This is a genomic window from Chromohalobacter sp. 48-RD10, assembly GCF_029889785.1.
Classification (GTDB): domain Bacteria; phylum Pseudomonadota; class Gammaproteobacteria; order Pseudomonadales; family Halomonadaceae; genus Chromohalobacter.
Genome location: NZ_JARANX010000010.1, coordinates 77,627 through 95,824, shown reverse-complemented (window position 1 = coordinate 95,824; position 18,198 = coordinate 77,627). Strand labels below are relative to the sequence as shown.

The window sequence follows — 18,198 nt, the reverse complement described above, 5'->3', positions numbered from 1 at the left end:
GTTGACGACATCGTATCGTCACGATGATGTCGCACTGCTGTCATCAGAATGCTTGAATCTTGCACTGTCTTGATATGCCACGGAGGTGCATCATGCGAGTCGCACTGGTCAGTGAAACCTGGGCACCCGATATCAATGGTGTGGCACACACGCTGGACCATCTGGCACATCACCTCGCCACACGCCGCGTCAACTTACAGCTGGTACGCCCTCGGCCCCGACAAGGCGGCCGCGAAGGACGTGCCGAGCGTGATATGCAAGTTCGTGCATTCTCCCTCCCTAGTTACGCCGATGTGAATGTCGGCTTGCCCGCCTGGCGGCGCTTGACGCGCTTGTGGCAATCGTCACGCCCCGAGGTCGTCTATATCGCAACTGAAGGTCCATTGGGTTGGGCCGCGCTGCTTACAGCGCGTCATTTATCGATTCCTGTCGTCAGCGGCTTCCACACCAATTTCGATCAGTACGCGGCGAACTATCACTTGCGGTGGGCCACCGGCATCGTGGGTGCCGGGTTGCGCTACTTTCATAACCACTGCCAGATGACCCTCGTGCCCACCCGCGCTCAAGCCGAGCGTTTATATCGACGTGGCTTCCAGCGCGTGAACGTATTGGGACGCGGCATCGACGCTCAGCATTTTTCTCCAGCCCGGCGCGACGTCCACCTAAGAACTCAATGGGGTGTCGATGACGACCAGCCAGTGATCCTCTACGCGGGACGCCTGGCCGCCGAAAAGAACACGCCACTGCTCGTGCGCACGCTACGCGCGATGCAAGAGGCATACCCGGGGCTACGGGCCGTATTCGTCGGTGACGGTCCCGAAAAACAGCACCTGGAGCACCAGCTTCCCGAAGTGATTTTTACCGGCTTTCTAAGCGGAGAAACCTTGGCACGTCATTACGCCAGCGCGGATATGTTCCTATTTCCATCGCACTCGGAGACATACGGCAATGTGGTCCCCGAAGCCATGGCTAGCGGGCTCCCCGTGGTCGCTTTCGATCAGGCCGCAGCGAGTGAGTTAATCGTGGATGGACACGAAGGGCGCTTGATCGAGGCGACAGACGATGATGCTTTTGTGCAAGCCGCCGTGGAACTGTACCGGAATTCGGACGTTAGAAGTCGTACCGGCATCGCAGCTAGAGAAAAAGTCGCGGATCAGAGCTGGAATGTCATCGGCGAACACTTCTTGATGTATCTATTCATGGCGACTCAGGAGAGCCCATATGCGATCTCGTCCCCCGGTCACGTTTGAGCGCCTGGACTCTCTCGAATGGCAGCTCTGCCAACGTATTGCACTGCTCAGCCAGAGGCGGTTGATTTATGGCTTGTTCCGGTTTTGCAGTCGTATCGGCGACTGGCCGGCTTGGGTGGCCCTGGCGCTGATGCAGCCGATCATATATGGGCGTGAAGGCTGGCGACTGACGCTGCTGTGGGGAATATGCGCTGCGCTAGGCGCCCTCTTCTACCGCCTGGTCAAGACACGCTTCTGTCGTGAACGTCCCTATATCACGTTCTCGAGTATCCCATGCACCATGCCACCCGTGGATCGTTACAGCTTTCCCAGCGGGCATACTTTACACGCCGTCATGTTCTGCACACTTACTGCGGCGACGTCGCCATGGTTGCTCGTCGTGGTTCTGCCGCTTACGGGGCTGATCGCCGCCTCGCGTGTCATTCTAGGCTTGCATTACCTCAGCGATGTGGTTGCAGGAGCGATACTGGGGTTTGCCATCGCTCAAATGGGACTTTGGGGGGCGACCTATGGGCAATGGCTCCCTACTTTGAACTAGATGGCCATAAGAAAACCTTTTAGTATATATGAGGCTTCAAGATAACGGTATAAAAAGAGAACGCTTAACCGCGGTAGTACTTGGCCTGTACAAAGGGCATTCGCGACACCTGCATGGGCAGACGCTTGCCACGGACATCGGCATATAGCGTCGTTTCCAACGCTGCGAATTCGATATCGATATACGCCATGGCGACCGGTTTACTCAAGGTCGGCCCAAAGCTTCCCGATGTCACGCAACCCACATGACGATCTTCGACGCTATAAAGCTGAGTGCCTTCTCGTACCGGCGCTCGCCCTTCACCAAGAAGGCCGACACGCTTACGGGTGATTTGCTTGGTATCGATCTGAGGCAGAATGACATCAGCCCCCGGGAAGCCCCCTTCTCGTTCGCCTCCGATGCGCCGGGGTTTGCCCACGGCCCAGATCAGGCTCGCCTCGGCGGGGGTCGTCTGGGTATCCAGGTCATGCCCATACAGGCACAGGCCGGCTTCCAGACGCAGTGAGTCGCGTGCGCCCAGTCCGATGGGCTCGACCTCAGGCTGCTCTAGCAACCACGTAGCCAGCCCCTCGGCGGCGTCCACGGGCACGGAGATCTCGAAACCGTCCTCACCGGTATAACCGCTACGGCTGATCCATAATTGGGTACCGAACGTCTCGAATTGGCCATGATGCATAAATACTAGATCACAGGCCTCAGGACACAGGCGCGCCATGACATCCTTGGCTTGCGGCCCCTGCAACGCCAGCAAGGCGCGGTCAAGCACTTCCACCTGGTGCTCGGCATCGAGCCCGGTACGCAGGTGCGCCACGTCCTGGTCCTTACAAGCCGCATTGACGACGACATAAAGGTCCTCGCCGCGATTGACGATCATCAGGTCATCGAGAAGACCGCCTTCATGGCTGGTGAAGAGTGCATAACGTTGCATACCGGCCGGTAGCCCGATGATATCCGCCGGCACTAGCATTTCGATGGCACGCGCCGGTGACGGTCCCGAAACGATGAGCTGCCCCATGTGCGATACGTCGAATAAACCGCACGCCTGGCGGGTATGCTCATGTTCTTTTTTGACACCCAGAGCGTATTGCACCGGCATGCTATAGCCGGCAAAGGGCACCATCTTAGCGCCGCGCGAGACATGCACATCATGCAACGGCGTCTGGTGAAGATCGTCGGACATCATCGCTTCCTCGTCGTTATCCGTGAAGGGGCGACGATCGTCGCCCCAAGACAGCTCAGCGTTTATCGTCCAGGTCTTCGCCCGGCAGGACGGTCTTGCCGGCAAAGTGATCGCTGGTGAGCTTGAAGACCACCGGCGACAGCAGAGCCAGTGCGATCAGGTTGGGGATCGCCATCATGGCATTGAAGACGCTGGCCATCAGCCAGACGAATTCCAGCGGCGCGACGGCCCCGACAAGAATCGCCACGATATAGACCACCCGGTAGATCTTGATCGACGCGACGCCGAACAGATACTCGAAGCACTTTTCACCATAAAAGGCCCAGCCGAGGATGGTCGTGAAGGCGAACACCGCCAGCGCGAAGGACACGACGTACTGGCCGATACCCGGCAGCGCACCGTTGAAGGCCATCGCGGTCAACGCGGCACCGGTCTCGCCGGATGTCCACTCGGCACTGGTCAGGATTGCCAACGCGGTGATCGAGCATACGATAATGGTATCGATGAACGTCCCCAGCATTGCCACCAGCCCTTGGCGAACTGGATTCTTGGTCTGTGCCGCGGCATGAGCGATGGGCGCACTACCCAGCCCTGCCTCATTGGAAAACACGCCTCGCGCCACGCCATATTGAATCGCCTTGGCCACGGCGGCACCCGCAAACCCACCAGCGGCGGATACCGGCGTAAAGGCATGGCCAAAAATCAGTCCCAGCGCAGCACCGACATGATCGACATTGATGATCAGCACCAGCAAACCGCAGACGATATAGGCAACCGCCATGACCGGCACCAACTTGCCCGCCACCTTGGCAATACGCTTGATCCCGCCGAGAATCACGGCACCCGCCAGCAGCATGATAATCACACCGGTAAGCCAATGCGGCATCCCCAGTGACTCACTGAGACCATCGGCGACCGAGTTGGATTGCACGGTATTGCCAATTCCGAAAGCAGCAATGGCACCGAAAAAAGCAAACAAGCCACCCAGCCAGGTCCATTTCTTGCCCAGTCCATTGCGGATGTAATACATCGGCCCGCCGACATGCTCACCCGCCGCATCGACTTCACGATAACGGACCGCCAGCACCGCCTCGGAAAATTTAGTCGCCATTCCCACCAGGGCCGTGATCCACATCCAGAACACGGCTCCCGGCCCCCCCAGGAATATGGCAGTCGCGACACCCGCGATATTACCGGTGCCAACAGTAGCCGAAAGTGATGTCATCAACGCATTGAAGGGAGAAATTTCGCCCTCTTCCTCATCACCCTTTTCGGCTTTACGTCCTTTCCAGAGCAGGCTGAAGCCGGCCTTCAGCTTGCGAATGGGCATTAACTTGAGCCCCAGTTGCAGATATACGCCCACCCCCAGCAACAAGATGAGCATCAAGGGGCCCCATACAACATCATTGATGGCGCTGAATATCGCGTTGAGTGTTTCCACGAGATGTCCTCCCAGACATTTGTTGTTATCCAGCGCAGTGACTGCACTGTCGTCGACGGCATTGTCGCAAGAAGATAACCGCCAAAACCTTCTCGACTTTAGCCGATCAGCTTGGCATTTCTCCATAGGCGCAAAGCTAAATCGCGCTTCAGGCGTTATAGACAGAAATCTCGTCGCTTACTCGCATGGCCATGCAGACAAGACACGAGCACAACAAGTTTCTTATTAGAAACGAAGGCTAATCGCTGTCCCTCGGCTTGGCAACCGGAAGACATCGCCCTGCCCATCCCCTGAATAGCAGACTGGTACACGCATTTTCGATGCGCGAGGAAAGTCACCATCGCCAGCAAACTCATCAAGTCAGGGCGTCGCAACCGTGTTTGAACCCACGCATGGCCCAAGCTTATAAGCAGTATGGCTTTTTGCTGGACGCTCGCCGGTATCCTGTCCACCCTTACTAGGCGGTCGAGCCGAATGGCATGAAGAAATGCATGATGACGATGCCAAGGGCGAATCAATGAGGCATAATGGCACTCATATTCCCCAATTCAGAAAATCTTTTCGTATAGGAAAATCACCATGAGTCACATCCCTGCCAATCTTCGCTATACCGACAGCCACGAATGGATCCTCGACAACAACGACGGTACCGTCACGATCGGTATCACCGATCATGCCCAGGAATCCCTGGGAGACGTCGTCTTCGTAGAGCTCCCCGATACGGGCCAGCAACTCGACGCCGGCGAAGAGTTCGGTGTCATCGAATCCGTCAAGGCTGCCTCCGACCTGTACCTCCCGTTAAGCGGTGAAGTCGTTGCCGTCAACGAGTCGCTCGAAGATTCTCCCGAATCTGTCAACGACCACCCCTACGAGGATGGTTGGATCCTCAAACTCAAACTCGCCGAGCCCGACGCGCTCGATGAGCTGCTCGATGCTACTGCCTATGACGCGCTCGTCATCGCCGAGGAAGGCTGACGCGTCTCGCACATTGCACTTGTCCTGTTCTGCCGGCGGCATCCTCGTTACGTGTCGCCGCTTCGTGTCGAATCGGGCTCGACCGCCCGCCACCGCTTGAGGATTTCATGGCAAACGACAATCGCAGCCTGGCCGAATTGGCCAATCACGACGACTTCTTGACGCGCCATAATGGGCCTGACGAGGACGATGTCCAGCACATGCTGGCGACCTTGGATCTTCCCGACACCGAGTCGCTGATGGCCAAGACGCTTCCTGGCGATATTCGCCTGGAGCGTAATCTATCCCTCGAAGAGCCCCGCGGCGAAGCGGAAGCGCTTACCTATCTCAAGCAGTTGGCACGCCAGAACAAGACCTTCAAGAACTACATTGGCCAAGGCTACTACCCCACGCATCTGCCGGCCGTCATCCAGCGTAACGTACTGGAGAACCCCGGTTGGTACACCGCTTACACGCCCTATCAGCCGGAAATCGCCCAGGGGCGCCTGGAAGGGCTATTGAACTTCCAGCAAGTGGTCATGGACTTGACCGGCATGCCGATCGCCAACGCGTCCCTGCTCGACGAGGCGACGGCTGCCGCTGAAGCCATGGCTCTGTGTCGTCGCGCCAACAAGAAGGCCAAGACCGAACGCTTCTTCGTGGCTGACGATGTGCTGCCCCAGACGCTCGATGTCCTGCGTACCCGTGCCGCCTATTTCGGTTTCGAGCTCATCGTCGCGCCCGCCGCGACTCTGGCCGATCACGATGTCTTCGGGGCATTGCTGCAATATCCGGGGGCTACCGGCACAGTACGCGATATCACAGAGCAACTCGAAGCAGCACGGCAACGGCGGATCATGACCTGCGTCGCCACTGACCTGATGAGCCTGGTACTACTCAAGGAACCCGGTGCGCTGGGTGCAGACATCGTCGTGGGCAGCTCCCAGCGTTTCGGTGTCCCCATGGGGTACGGCGGCCCACATGCAGCGTTTTTCGCTGCCAGCGACGCCCTCAAGCGTTCGCTTCCTGGACGCATCATCGGTGTTTCCAGGGACAGCCGTGGTCAACGCGCCTTGCGCATGGCCATGCAAACGCGCGAGCAGCATATTCGCCGCGAGAAAGCGACCTCCAATATCTGCACCGCGCAGGCATTGCTTGCCAACATCGCCGGCTTCTATGCGGTCTATCACGGCGCCGAGGGCCTGCGCACCATCGCCTCGCGGATCCATCGCCTGACGACCATCCTCGCCGAGGGGCTCATGCGTCACGGTGTAACACTCGCCCACGACAGCTGGTTCGATACACTCACGCTGAGAGGGCTCGACCACGGCCAGGTGCATGGCCGCAGCCTGACGCACGAAATCAACCTGCGGTACGACGCCAATGGCTCTATCGGCATCAGCCTCGACGAGACCACCACGGCAGCAGATATCGTCACACTGTTCGACGTGTTGCTGGGAGACGAGCATGGGCTGTCGGTGCACGAGCTCGATCGTCACGTCCAGGCACAGGGCATGACCGGCATCCCCGACGCTTGTGCACGGGAAAGCGACTTCCTCACCCATCCCACGTTCCAGCATTACCGCAGCGAAACCGAAATGCTGCGTTACTTGAAGCGTCTCGAAAATAAGGATCTATCGCTTACCCACGCCATGATTCCCTTGGGCTCATGCACCATGAAGCTCAATGCCACCAGCGAGATGATCCCCATCAGTTGGCCGGAATTCGCCAATATCCATCCTTTCGCGCCACAGGATCAGGTCGCCGGTTACAAGCAGATGATCGACGAGCTCTCGGCGTTTCTCGTCGAGATCACCGGCTACGACACGATTTCCATGCAGCCCAACGCCGGCGCACAGGGCGAGTACGCAGGCCTGGTCGCCATACGCCGCTACCAGAAATCACAAGGCCAGGGCCATCGCGATATCTGCCTGATCCCGAGTTCGGCCCACGGCACCAATCCAGCTTCTGCCGCAATGGCGCAGATGAAAGTCGTCGTCGTCGAATGCGATAACGATGGCAACATCGACATCGATGATCTGCGCACCAAGGCCGACAAGCACCGCGAAGCACTATCGGCGATCATGCTCACCTACCCATCGACGCACGGCGTATTCGAAGAAAGTGTCAGCGAAGCCTGCCGTATCGTGCACGATAACGGTGGCCAGGTGTATATCGATGGGGCCAACATGAATGCCCAGGTCGGGCTCTGCCGGCCGGGAGATTTCGGCGGTGACGTATCGCACCTCAACCTGCACAAGACGTTCTGCATTCCGCATGGCGGCGGCGGTCCCGGCATGGGCCCCATCGGTGTCAAGGCGCATCTAGCCGCGTTCGTGCCCAATCACGTCATCACGCCCCTTCCCGGTGTCGAGACGGATTCCGGCGCGGTCTCGGCGACCGCCTACGGTTCGGCGTCGATCCTGCCGATCTCTTGGGCCTATATCAAGATGATGGGTGGGCGCGGCATGCAGCTCGCCACTGAGCTGGCAATACTCAACGCCAACTACATCGCCAAGCGTCTCGAAGCGCACTACCCGGTACTTTATAAAGGGCGCAACGGCACCGTCGCTCATGAATGTATCCTGGATGTCCGCTCTCTCAAGACGGCTTCCGGCATCAGCGAGGAAGATATCGCCAAGCGCTTGATGGATTACGGATTCCATGCCCCGACGATGTCCTTCCCCGTAGCCGGCACCTTGATGGTCGAACCGACCGAATCGGAGTCGCGCTATGAAATCGACCGCTTCTGCAATGCCATGATCGCCATTCGCGACGAAATCCGGCGCGTGGAAGCCGGCGAATGGCCCGCGGATAACAACCCACTATCCATGGCGCCGCATACGCAGGCGGACTTGATGGCAGACGACTGGGAACGACCGTATTCGCGTGAACTGGGCGCCTTCCCCACCGAGGCCACCAAAGCCGCCAAATACTGGCCGACGGTCAACCGCGTCGACAACGTCCACGGCGATCGCAACCTCATCTGCAGTTGCCCACCCATCGAGGAGTATCGCGACGGCGACTAAACGAGCTTGGCGTCCACGGCGCTACACACAAAAAGGCCCCATCAAGGCTTTCCTTGATGGGGCCTTTTCAGTCGAGACAATCACGTCAGTCTAGAAAGTCACGCCCGGCGCATACCGTCAGGTGTCTTCCTCGAGCGGTGGTGCCTCAGCATAACCATAGAGCACATTGCGACGCTGCGACCGAAACTCACCAAGCAGCTGCTCGTAACGACGTGGCATATCGACGCCGCGCTTGGTCACGACATATAGCGTTTCATATACCGATTCAGTGACGGGCAGCTCCTTGACCTGGCGCTGCCAAGGCGACGTCTCGAGTACCGTCCGGGGTATCACGGTAAAACCCAGACCACGCGCCACCGCATCCAGCACCATGCTGATCTCGTTGGAAAAGCCTTGTTGTGGGAAATGACTCATTGAGCGAAATTCCCCGGCAAAATTGCGCCGCAACAGCAAGCTGGCGTTGTTGATACCATCGGAATAGTTCATGAAGCCCAACGCCATGAGCTCGCTGATCGTAGTGCCGGCGAAGTCCGCAGGCACGACCAGACACAGCGGCTCCTGATGCCAAGGCTCGAAATTGAGATCCGGATGTTTGCTGACATCGGTGACGATGCCCACGTCGAAGCGCCCGGCCAGAACTGCGTCGACGATCTCACCGTTGAAGGCAAAATCATAAGTAACCGTCAGACCAGGATGCATCTGCTGATACCCCAGAATGAACGGATAGAACATCAACCCCACACTGCCCGGTGACGCCACGCGACACTCCCCAGTGTCCGGTGATTCGTTGTCCAGCGAATGGCGAAACTGTTCATGCTCAGCAAACAGTTTGACAGAGTAGTCATAGGCACGCCGCCCCGCCTCGGTCAGTGTGAAACGACGCCCGTGCCGCTGCAGCAAGGACTTGTCGAGATAGCGTTCTAACTTACGTATATGTTGACTGACCCCTGGCTGGGTCATTTCCAGCTTGCGCGCGGTATGCGTGAAGCTACCCGTTTCGACAAGCGTGATAAAAGTACGAAAATATTGCGCGTTGAACATGAAGTGAGGGTCCACCGGCTGGCGTTTCGGGGCAGCTACTTATGTGCCGAAGCCATGACACGATCAACGAAGGTTAGCGTGGCAATAACCGTGGCTTCGGGGGTTGTGATAACGGCATCATAGCAAATTATGCTACACCTCACATCGCTGCGTGGCAGAAGATCGCGTGTTAGCATCGAAAATTGATTAAGCTCCCGGGTAGTGTTGTGACCAAGTCAGGCGCACAGCGCGCCAATGACGTTCGGCCCGACGCCTGATGCTGAGCTTTTCCTTCGGCCATCGTGCCGCCACAAGGATGCGTCAATGCCCCAGAAACTTTCTACCATCATCTCTCCCGAAGGGAGCCTGGAAGTCCTCTCGCAGCAAGAGGTCAACCGTCTGCGTGACACCTCCGCCAACGGCCTGCACGATCTTTTGAGACGCTGCTCGCTGGCCGTGCTCAATTGCGGCAATCCTACCGATGACAGCCGCGCGCTCATGCAGGCGCACCACGATTTCGAGATCGAAGTACTCCAGCAGGACCGCGGCATTCGTCTCAAGCTCGACAATGCACCGCAAAGCGCCTTCGTCGACGGCCAGATGATCCGCGGGATTCGCGAGCACCTTTCCGCCGTGCTACGCGATATCGTCTACGTTCACAACGAAATCCAGCACACGCCCAAGTTCGATCTTCAGCGCGGAGATGGCATCACCAATGCCGTTTTCCATATCCTGCGCAACGCCGGCACGCTGAAGTCCGCACGCGAACCCAGCCTCGTGGTGTGCTGGGGCGGCCATTCCATCACCCGCGAGGAATACGATTACAGCAAGGACGTGGGTTATCACCTGGGGCTTCGCGATCTCGACATCTGCACGGGATGCGGCCCCGGCGCCATGAAAGGCCCCATGAAGGGCGCCAACGTCGCACATGCCAAGCAGCGTCGCCACGATGGACGTTACCTAGGCATTTCGGAACCCGGCATCATTGCCGCTGAATCGCCCAATCCAATCGTCAATGAACTGATCATAATGCCCGACATCGAGAAACGCCTCGAGGCCTTCGTGCGGGCAGGTCATGGCATCGTGATCTTTCCCGGTGGCGTGGGAACCGCCGAGGAAATCCTCTATTTGCTGGGCATTCTTCTACATCCTGACAATGCCGACGTCCCCTTCCCGATCGTCTTTACCGGCCCCCGCGACAGCGCCGACTACTTCAAGCGCATCGACGAGTTTCTGGCCTTCACGCTTGGGGAAACGGCCCGTGAACGCTATCAGATCATCATCGACGACCCCGCCGAGGTCGGTCGTGCCATGCGCCGAGGCGTAGACGACGTGGCCGCGTTTCGGCGTAGTCAGAGCGACGCTTTCTATTTCAACTGGCGCCTCAACTTCGATGCCGGTTTTCAACTGCCTTTCGAACCCACCCACGAAAGCATGGCCGAGCTTGCCTTGCACCGCGAGCAACCAGTCCATGAACTCGCGGCTAATCTCCGTCGTGCGTTTTCGGGCATTGTCGCCGGCAACGTCAAGGAAGAAGGTATTCGTGCCATTGAGGAGAGGGGCCCTTTCCGCTTGCATGCCGAGCCGGATTTGATGGCACGTCTTGACGCACTGCTGACCTCGTTCGTCGCCCAGGAGCGCATGAAACTGCCGGGTAGCGAATACGTCCCCTGTTATACGCTGGGCTGAAAGCCGACGGGAAACACCATCTTGCATTACGTGAGTCAGGCTCGACGCTAGATAACCAGTGCTTATGGCCTTGATCGCCTCATGCAATTGTTAAAATGCTAACAGTATTTTAGAATCTCAAACATACGCGAGCCCGATCTAAGGCTCGCGTCTTCGTTTCTATTTACCGCCTGCCTGCAAGGAGAGCATCGCATGGTTTCACTCTTCGACTCCTTCGATCTCAATGGTACACGCTTGAACAATCGCATCGTGATGGCGCCCATGACGCGTTCACGTGCGCCTGAGGATATCCCAACCGAGATGGGGGCCCTCTATTATCGCCAACGTGCCAGTGCCGGGCTGATCATCTCCGAAGGCACACCCATTTCGCGGCAGGGCCAGGGTTATCTCTACAATCCAGGGATTTTTGGCCCTGACCAACTGGCCGGTTGGGCCAAGGCCACGCGCGCCGTACACGAGCGCGGCGGTATCTTCTTTGCCCAGATCTGGCACGTGGGACGCGTTTCCCATACCACGGTACAGATTGCCGGCGCGTCACCTGTCGGCCCTAGCGACAAGCAAGGCGGCATGGCCTTTGGCTACAACGACGATGGCCAGCCGGATATGCTCAAGGCCAGTCAACCGCGCCGTCTCGATACCCATGAAGTACACGATATCGTGCATGACTTCGCCCAGGCGGCGGTCAATTCCCGCGATGTCGGCTTCGATGGCGTCGAAGTTCATGGCGCCAACGGTTACCTCTTCGAGCAATTTCTCAACCCAGAGGTCAATGATCGTGACGACGAATACGGTGGCTCGCGCGAAAATCGCTGCCGCTTGCTGCTCGAGGTCATCGATGAAGTCAGCAAGATGATCGGCGCGCGACGCGTCGGGGTTCGCCTGTCACCGTTCGGTACGCTGTTCGACATGCCGGAGTACGATGACAACGGAGAGACCTATCTCTACCTCGCACGCGAATTCAACAAGCGCGGCCTTGCTTACGTGCACCTGCACGACCAAGGCGGTCAAGGCATGCCCCCGATGCCGCGTGATTATCTGCGCCAGTTCCGTGACGTCTATCAGGGCAATCTGCTGCTCGCCGGCAATCTCGACCAGGAAGAAGCCGAAAAACTGGTGAATGAAGGCACCATAGACCTTCCGGTATTTGGCCGCTATTTCACATCGAACCCCGACCTGGTCGAGCGGATGCAAAATGGCTGGCCTTTGGCGGACTTCGATGCCAATACGTTCTATGGCGGCGATGCGCGCGGCTACGTGGATTTCCCTACCTATCCCGAGGAACAGGCACGCCTGGCGCGCGAAGAGATGATTCGCGAAAAATCCTGATAGGGGATAGAGAGTGCTATAGAGACGAAATCCCCCGATCCTATGGATCGGGGGTTTCGTTTAAATCGAGTGCGGCTAAAGATTCTGCACGGCGAACAAAGAAGGCTCACCGCCGAGCGCACCAACCTGTCGAGATAGCGTGAAGCAGCAAGCCCGCCGTGGCACCATGCGACAGCACGGTCGCCCACCCTACGCGGGTACTCGCCAAGCCGTAATGCCAGATGGCCATGATCACACCGCCCGCCACGAACGACATGACCAACCACTGGAGCCGTGCTGGGAGCAGATGCCGCTGCTTTGCCGCCATACGCCGCCAATAGGCAATGATGACGATAGCCAAGCCTGTAGCGACCATGATCAACAAACCACTATGGGTATCATAGCCTCCCAGTTGATAGCGCGGCCAAGAGCACAACGTCACGAGCAGAAGCCCGATCATGACGCTCACGCGTGCAGCGGAGGGTGACGTCGTCGTGTCGCGCGTCACGTGCCCTGCAACCCTTGCTCGTCGATCCATGATTCTACCCAGGGGATGGCGGCATCATCGGCCATGAAAGTCTCCATGGCATCGATTTCCAGACGCTCGCCCAAACGCTGGGCGCCGAGATCCTCCAGCAAGACATCCAGTGCCCGACCCGCACCGCAAAACGTCTCACCATAGGAGCTATCTCCCAGGGCTATCAGCCCGTAGCGGCACTGGTTCAGCGCAGGCGGTGATTCACGGAGATCACGCGCGAAGGGCACAAAATTGCCGGGGAAATCACCGCTACCGGTCGTGGAAACGCAGAATAAGGCGAGATCGGGCAAGGGATCGAGATCACCGAGGGTGGGCTGTTCTAAGATCGCCACCTCATAGCCCACTTGCTCGAAAAGCGGCGTCACCTGCTCGGCAACGTCCAAGGCGCCACCGTACATGGTGCCTACGAAGATTTTGATGCTTGGCATGCAGTTCAGTCGTCGATTCAAAGGTAAAATGTATGCGCCATGCTAGCATATGCATGGCACGTCGTTAGCGCCTCGAATGAAGATGAACGACACAATCCCGAGTACTCGGAAGTGCTCGAGGTACCCGAGATTATGTCATCGCATGGGCAGAACGCTGCAGCGTCAGTGCATGACGTCCGCATCGTCGAAATCCTCGACCCTTGCCTTGAGCTTCTGTCCAGGACGAAACGTCACCACACGACGCGCCGAAATCGGAATTTCTTCGCCGGTCTTGGGGTTACGTCCCGGACGTTCACGCTTGTCACGCAAATCGAAGTTTCCGAACCCGGACAGTTTGACCTGCTCGTTTTCGCGTAGGCAGCTGCGAATTTCTTCGAAGAAAGATTCGACCATCGACTTTGCTTCGCGCTTGGAAAAACCCAGCTCAGCGTGCAGATGTTCGGCCAAATCCGCTTTGGTCAGCGCCCCCATGCTTTCATCCTCGTAACGGCTGATGGGATTAACTCCTCAGGACCGCCGCGAAGCGTGTTTTTGCCTCGCCGACGATGGCATCGACTAACTGATTGATTTCATCGTCATTCAGCGTGCGCGAAGGATGCTGCCAGGTCAAGCCCAAGGCAAGGCTCTTGTGGCCTTTTTCAATCCCCTCACCTTGATAGACGTCGAAAAGTCGCATATCGACCAGCCATTCCCCAGCCTGCTCGCGCATGACATCCATCAAGGCCATGACCGGCACATCGTCACTCACGACCAAGGCTAGATCGCGACGCACGTCCGGATGCCGCGACAACGGTGCGAAGGACGGCAGGTTTCCTTGGGTCAGCGCTTCCAACTCCAGTTCAAATACAAAGGCATTGGTCTTGATGCCCAAATGGGTACGCACCCCAGGATGCAAGGCACCGACCCAGCCCACATGACGACCGTTACACATGATAAGGGCCGTCTGACCGGGATGAAGCCCTGGATGCTCACCGGTCTCGAAACGCCATGCATCAGGCTGCTGAGTCAATGCCATCAGACTTTCCAGATCACCCTTGAGATCGAAGAAGTCGACGCCGTCGCGAGAAGAAGACCATCCCTCTGGTTGTCTCGGCCCACAGACGATGCCTCCGAGCATCGCCACCTGCTCGAGAGCGTCTAGCTCGCCACGAAACACGAGCCCCGTTTCGAACAGGCGGATACGTGGTTGCTGGCGGTTGAGGTTGTGGCTCAACGACTTGACCAGTCCAGGTAGCAAACTCGCCCGCATGACCGACATATCGGACGAGATGGGATTGGCCAGATACGGTGCTATTGCCCCTGGGGTCAGCGCCTCTTGCAGCTCAGGCGCGACGAAGCTATAAGTAATCGCTTCTTGATAACCGCGTGCCACCAAGTGGCGACGCAGACGTGCCAGTGGCTGGCGCGCCTCGTTGGAGGTACTCAATTTCAGGCGTGCGGAAGGACGCCGCACAGGGACTTGGTCATAGCCATGGATACGCGCCAGCTCCTCGATGAGATCCTCCTCCAGCGTGATATCGAAACGCCAGCTAGGCACCGTCACCCGCCACCCCGAGTCAGCGACGCCGACGCCCATACCAAGGCGCGACAGGATATCCACGACATCGTCACTGGCTATGGTCAAAGCCAGGCATTGATCAAGACGCTCGCGACGCAAGACCACTTCATGACCCAGAGGTAAATGATCGGGGCTCATGACATCGGTCACAGGGCCCGCTTCTCCCCCGACGATGCTCAACAGCAGCTGCGTGGCACGCTCGATGGCAACCTGCGCCAATTGCGGATCGACGCCGCGCTCGAAACGGTGCGACGCATCGGTATGCAGGCCATAAGAACGCGCCTGTCCCGCCACCGCCAGCGGCGAAAAGAACGCCGACTCCAGGAAAATATCCTGCGTCGAGGCATTGACGCCGGAGGACTCACCGCCCATGACCCCGGCAATCGCCAACGGTTGCTTTTCGTCGGCGATCACCAGCGTGCCCTCGTGCAGGGCAACTTCCTGGCCATCGAGCAACGTCAAGCGTTCCCCGTCTTGCGCCTCGCGCACCACGATGGCGTCATTCAAGCGCGCCAGGTCGAAGGCATGCATCGGCTGCCCGAGTTCGAGCATCACGTAATTGGTGACATCGACGATCGGATCGATGGCACGAACGCCGCTTCGACGCAGGCGCTCGGTCATCCAGAGCGGTGTGCTCGCCGAAACATCGACACCACGAATGATGCGTCCCGCATAACGTGGACACTTCACTGGCGACTCGACACGTACCGGAAAGGTCGCTTGATGCGCCGCCGGAACGATATCAGCATTCGGCGCCGGCACCGGCAGACGACTCAACACACCTACTTCACGCGCCATCCCCTTGAGACTCAAGCAATCGCCACGGTTGGGCGTCAAATCCACCTCGATGGCATGATCATCAAGCGCCAGCCAATCGCGCAGGGACGTACCAAGCGGCGCCTCAGCGGACAACACCAGGATACCCGCCGAGGTGCCTTCTTCCAGTCCGAGCTCAGACGCGGAGCAAATCATGCCACGCGATTCCACACCGCGTAGCTTGGCTTTCTTGATCTTGAAATCGCCGGGAAGCGTTGCGTTCACCCGGGCGAAAGGCACTTTCTGCCCAACCGCCACGTTGGGAGCGCCACACACAACTTGAACCGCCTCATCACCGCCATCCTGGACTTGGCAGACATTCAGCGTGTCAGCACTGGGATGAGGTTCCTTGGCGACAACCTCGGCGACGACGACACCCTCGAAATCGCCGGCCACCGCCTCGATGGCGTCAACTTCCAGCCCCGCCATCGTGATTCGGTCAGCAAGCGCCTGCGTCGTAAGTTCGGGCGACACCCAATCGCGCAACCATGTTTCGGAAAATCTCATGTTTCTTCCTGTGTCCTAGTCGCAGATCAGCCGAACTGGCGCAAGAAGCGCAAGTCGTTCTCGAAAAACAGCCGCAGGTCATTGACGCCATATCGCAACATGGTCAAGCGCTCGACCCCCATGCCGAAAGCAAACCCCGTATAACGCTCGGCATCGATCCCCGAATGCCCAAAGACTTCGGGATGAACCATGCCACAGCCCATGACTTCCAACCAGCCACTATGCGAACAGACGCGACAGCCCTCACCACCGCACATCACGCATTGGATATCGACCTCGGCGGAGGGCTCGGTGAACGGAAAATAGGACGGCCGAAAGCGTACGGAAAGCGTCTCACGCTCGAAGAAGGCCTTGAGGAAGTCCTCGATGGTGCCCTTGAGATCAGCGAAGCTGACCCCCTCATCGACCAGCAAGCCTTCCACCTGATGGAACATCGGTGTATGCGTGAGATCGGAGTCGCTGCGATACACGCGCCCCGGACAGACGATGCGGATCGGCGGCGCCTGCTCCTTCATGGTACGCACCTGAACCGGTGATGTGTGCGTACGCAACAATCGCGAAGCATCAAAATAGAAGGTGTCGGCCATGCCCCGTGCCGGATGATGCGCAGGAATATTGAGCGCTTCGAAATTATGATAATCGTCTTCGATTTCAGGGCCCACGGCCACGTCGAACCCAATATGCGCAAATAGTGATTCGATACGTTCAAGCGTACGCGTCACCGGGTGCAAACCGCCCGTCGGCTCGCCACGGCCAGGCAGGGTCACGTCGATGCGCTCTCGTGCCAGACGCGCATCGAGCTCGGCCTCTTTAAGCGTTTTCTTACGCGCCTCGAGCTCGTCCGATAATACCTGCTTGGCCTCGTTGATCCGCTCACCCGCTTTAGGGCGCTCTTCCGGCGGCAGTTGACCAAGACCTTTGAGAAGCGCAGTAATCACGCCCTTCTTGCCCAGAAAATGCACTCGAACCTCGTCGAGCGCCTGGACATCCTGCGCGCTCTCGATGGCGGCGCGAGCCTCGGCGACCAGTTGTGGGAGATGGTCCATCCGTCTAGCTCCGATGCAAAGGAAACGCTACATAAATGCCTACACGAGCGAATCGCGTCGTTGCGTGGTACTCGAACACTCGCCTAATCCCATGTTATGTCTCGTGTTCTGTGTTCCATGCGCCTCGCGCTTCATCCCGCTCGTCTATTTATTCAGCATTTCCCTAAGTGCCCATGAAAGGCCATCGATATGACGTGATGGCCCAGACAAAAAAACAGGGGAAGAGCGGCTGCTCTCCCCCTGCGGCTTCATGCGCATGATGAGACACTCATTAAGAACGTCTCACCCGGCCATTACTGAGCAGCCTTGGCCTTGTCGACGATCGCGGCAAAGGCAGACTTTTCATGGACGGCGAGATCGGCCAGCACCTTACGGTCGATCTCGATGCCGGACTTCTTCAGACCGGCAATGAAGCGGCTATAGGACAGACCATTGGCACGAGATGCCGCATTGATACGCGTGATCCACAGCGCACGGAACTGACGCTTGCGCTGACGGCGGTCACGATAGGCGTACTGACCTGCCTTGATAACCGCCTGTTTGGCAACGCCAAATACGCGCGAACGAGCGCCGTAATAACCTTTGGCCTGCTTCAGAATCTTCTTGTGCCGACGACGAGCGACGACACCACGCTTGACACGAGTCATGGCTTACTCCTGACGTTTAAAATCGAGAACCTATACTTTTGAATACAAGTACTTAGAGGTTCGGCAGCATGCGTTGAACCAGTTGCTTGTCGGCATCATGAACCTGCTTCATACCGCGCAGCTGACGCTTACGCTTGGTCGACTTCTTGGTCAGGATATGACTGCGGAAGGACTGCTTGTGCTTGAAGCCATGGGCAGTCTTCTTGAAGCGCTTCGCAGCGCCACTGTTACTCTTGATTTTCGGCATGAGGG

General features: G+C 58.1%; 16 protein-coding genes. 6 read left to right on the top strand and 10 right to left on the bottom strand.

Annotation, left to right across the window (positions count from 1 at the left end; translation table 11 throughout):
- Positions 1 to 92: 92 nt before the first annotated feature.
- On the top strand, positions 93 to 1,250 hold the full coding sequence (locus OP496_RS11875) for a glycosyltransferase family 1 protein (protein ID WP_280563849.1): 1,158 nt from the start codon (positions 93 to 95) through the stop codon (positions 1,248 to 1,250).
- On the top strand, positions 1,222 to 1,788 hold the full coding sequence (locus tag OP496_RS11870) for a phosphatase PAP2 family protein (RefSeq protein WP_280563848.1): 567 nt from the start codon (positions 1,222 to 1,224) through the stop codon (positions 1,786 to 1,788). Before OP496_RS11875 ends, OP496_RS11870 begins: the two co-directional genes overlap by 29 nt.
- A gap of 64 nt (positions 1,789 to 1,852) precedes the next feature.
- Here OP496_RS11870 and gcvT read toward each other — a convergent pair whose 3' ends face one another.
- Both gcvT and OP496_RS11860 read right to left on the bottom strand, forming a co-directional pair.
- Positions 1,853 to 2,968 (bottom strand): glycine cleavage system aminomethyltransferase GcvT, encoded by a 1,116-nt coding sequence (gcvT, locus tag OP496_RS11865; RefSeq protein ID WP_280563847.1) that lies wholly within the window; start codon positions 2,966 to 2,968, stop codon positions 1,853 to 1,855.
- A 55-nt stretch (positions 2,969 to 3,023) separates the two neighbouring features.
- Positions 3,024 to 4,409, bottom strand: a complete 1,386-nt coding sequence (locus OP496_RS11860) for a sodium:alanine symporter family protein (protein WP_280563846.1) — start codon at positions 4,407 to 4,409, stop codon at positions 3,024 to 3,026.
- 579 nt (positions 4,410 to 4,988) lie between these two features.
- On the opposite strand from OP496_RS11860, the gene gcvH reads away from it, so the two are divergent.
- A complete protein-coding gene (gene gcvH / locus OP496_RS11855; RefSeq protein ID WP_280563845.1) occupies positions 4,989 to 5,384 on the top strand; it encodes a glycine cleavage system protein GcvH in 396 nt (131 codons plus the stop codon).
- A 107-nt stretch (positions 5,385 to 5,491) separates the two neighbouring features.
- Positions 5,492 to 8,392, top strand: coding sequence for an aminomethyl-transferring glycine dehydrogenase (gene gcvP / locus OP496_RS11850; protein WP_280563844.1), 2,901 nt, complete (start codon positions 5,492 to 5,494; stop codon positions 8,390 to 8,392).
- Between the two features lie 117 nt (positions 8,393 to 8,509).
- Here gcvP and OP496_RS11845 read toward each other — a convergent pair whose 3' ends face one another.
- Positions 8,510 to 9,433: a LysR family transcriptional regulator gene (locus OP496_RS11845; RefSeq protein WP_280563843.1), complete on the bottom strand. Its 924-nt coding sequence runs from the start codon at positions 9,431 to 9,433 to the stop codon at positions 8,510 to 8,512.
- A 303-nt stretch (positions 9,434 to 9,736) separates the two neighbouring features.
- Here OP496_RS11845 and ppnN point away from each other — a divergent pair, with 303 nt between their 5' ends.
- Positions 9,737 to 11,101 (top strand): nucleotide 5'-monophosphate nucleosidase PpnN, encoded by a 1,365-nt coding sequence (gene ppnN / locus OP496_RS11840; RefSeq protein ID WP_280563842.1) that lies wholly within the window; start codon positions 9,737 to 9,739, stop codon positions 11,099 to 11,101.
- Positions 11,102 to 11,293: 192 nt separating this feature from the next.
- On the top strand, positions 11,294 to 12,427 hold the full coding sequence (locus OP496_RS11835) for an alkene reductase (RefSeq protein WP_280563841.1): 1,134 nt from the start codon (positions 11,294 to 11,296) through the stop codon (positions 12,425 to 12,427).
- Positions 12,428 to 12,533: 106 nt separating this feature from the next.
- Here the strand turns inward: OP496_RS11835 and OP496_RS11830 are convergent, their stop codons facing one another.
- From OP496_RS11830 to rpmI, 7 genes are all read right to left on the bottom strand, one after another.
- Entirely contained in the window at positions 12,534 to 12,866 is a 333-nt protein-coding gene (locus OP496_RS11830; protein ID WP_280563840.1) for a hypothetical protein, read from the bottom strand.
- Between the two features lie 44 nt (positions 12,867 to 12,910).
- A complete protein-coding gene (locus tag OP496_RS11825) occupies positions 12,911 to 13,372 on the bottom strand; it encodes a flavodoxin domain-containing protein (protein ID WP_280563839.1) in 462 nt (153 codons plus the stop codon).
- A gap of 162 nt (positions 13,373 to 13,534) precedes the next feature.
- Positions 13,535 to 13,843, bottom strand: coding sequence for an integration host factor subunit alpha (ihfA, locus tag OP496_RS11820; protein ID WP_280563838.1), 309 nt, complete (start codon positions 13,841 to 13,843; stop codon positions 13,535 to 13,537).
- A gap of 28 nt (positions 13,844 to 13,871) precedes the next feature.
- Entirely contained in the window at positions 13,872 to 16,253 is a 2,382-nt protein-coding gene (gene pheT, locus OP496_RS11815; protein ID WP_280563837.1) for a phenylalanine--tRNA ligase subunit beta, read from the bottom strand.
- Positions 16,254 to 16,279: 26 nt separating this feature from the next.
- Positions 16,280 to 17,299, bottom strand: a complete 1,020-nt coding sequence (gene pheS, locus OP496_RS11810) for a phenylalanine--tRNA ligase subunit alpha (RefSeq protein WP_280563836.1) — start codon at positions 17,297 to 17,299, stop codon at positions 16,280 to 16,282.
- Positions 17,300 to 17,592: 293 nt separating this feature from the next.
- Positions 17,593 to 17,946: a 50S ribosomal protein L20 gene (gene rplT, locus OP496_RS11805; RefSeq protein ID WP_280563835.1), complete on the bottom strand. Its 354-nt coding sequence runs from the start codon at positions 17,944 to 17,946 to the stop codon at positions 17,593 to 17,595.
- Positions 17,947 to 17,998: 52 nt separating this feature from the next.
- On the bottom strand, positions 17,999 to 18,193 hold the full coding sequence (rpmI, locus tag OP496_RS11800; RefSeq protein WP_280563834.1) for a 50S ribosomal protein L35: 195 nt from the start codon (positions 18,191 to 18,193) through the stop codon (positions 17,999 to 18,001).
- Positions 18,194 to 18,198: the final 5 nt, after the last annotated feature.

What these genes read in the sequence shown, in the direction of transcription:
- rplT (WP_280563835.1), bottom strand. Translation starts at nt 17,946, where the DNA reads ATGACTCGTGTCAAGCGTGGTGTCGTCGCTCGTCGTCGGCACAAGAAG.
- OP496_RS11825 (WP_280563839.1), bottom strand. Translation starts at nt 13,372, where the DNA reads ATGCCAAGCATCAAAATCTTCGTAGGCACCATGTACGGTGGCGCCTTG.
- gcvT (WP_280563847.1), bottom strand. Translation starts at nt 2,968, where the DNA reads ATGTCCGACGATCTTCACCAGACGCCGTTGCATGATGTGCATGTCTCG.
- ppnN (WP_280563842.1), top strand. Translation starts at nt 9,737, where the DNA reads ATGCCCCAGAAACTTTCTACCATCATCTCTCCCGAAGGGAGCCTGGAA.
- OP496_RS11830 (WP_280563840.1), bottom strand. Translation starts at nt 12,866, where the DNA reads ATGATCGGGCTTCTGCTCGTGACGTTGTGCTCTTGGCCGCGCTATCAA.
- OP496_RS11870 (WP_280563848.1), top strand. Translation starts at nt 1,222, where the DNA reads ATGCGATCTCGTCCCCCGGTCACGTTTGAGCGCCTGGACTCTCTCGAA.
- gcvH (WP_280563845.1), top strand. Translation starts at nt 4,989, where the DNA reads ATGAGTCACATCCCTGCCAATCTTCGCTATACCGACAGCCACGAATGG.
- pheT (WP_280563837.1), bottom strand. Translation starts at nt 16,253, where the DNA reads ATGAGATTTTCCGAAACATGGTTGCGCGATTGGGTGTCGCCCGAACTT.
- gcvP (WP_280563844.1), top strand. Translation starts at nt 5,492, where the DNA reads ATGGCAAACGACAATCGCAGCCTGGCCGAATTGGCCAATCACGACGAC.
- rpmI (WP_280563834.1), bottom strand. Translation starts at nt 18,193, where the DNA reads ATGCCGAAAATCAAGAGTAACAGTGGCGCTGCGAAGCGCTTCAAGAAG.
- OP496_RS11835 (WP_280563841.1), top strand. Translation starts at nt 11,294, where the DNA reads ATGGTTTCACTCTTCGACTCCTTCGATCTCAATGGTACACGCTTGAAC.
- pheS (WP_280563836.1), bottom strand. Translation starts at nt 17,299, where the DNA reads ATGGACCATCTCCCACAACTGGTCGCCGAGGCTCGCGCCGCCATCGAG.
- OP496_RS11875 (WP_280563849.1), top strand. Translation starts at nt 93, where the DNA reads ATGCGAGTCGCACTGGTCAGTGAAACCTGGGCACCCGATATCAATGGT.
- ihfA (WP_280563838.1), bottom strand. Translation starts at nt 13,843, where the DNA reads ATGGGGGCGCTGACCAAAGCGGATTTGGCCGAACATCTGCACGCTGAG.
- OP496_RS11845 (WP_280563843.1), bottom strand. Translation starts at nt 9,433, where the DNA reads ATGTTCAACGCGCAATATTTTCGTACTTTTATCACGCTTGTCGAAACG.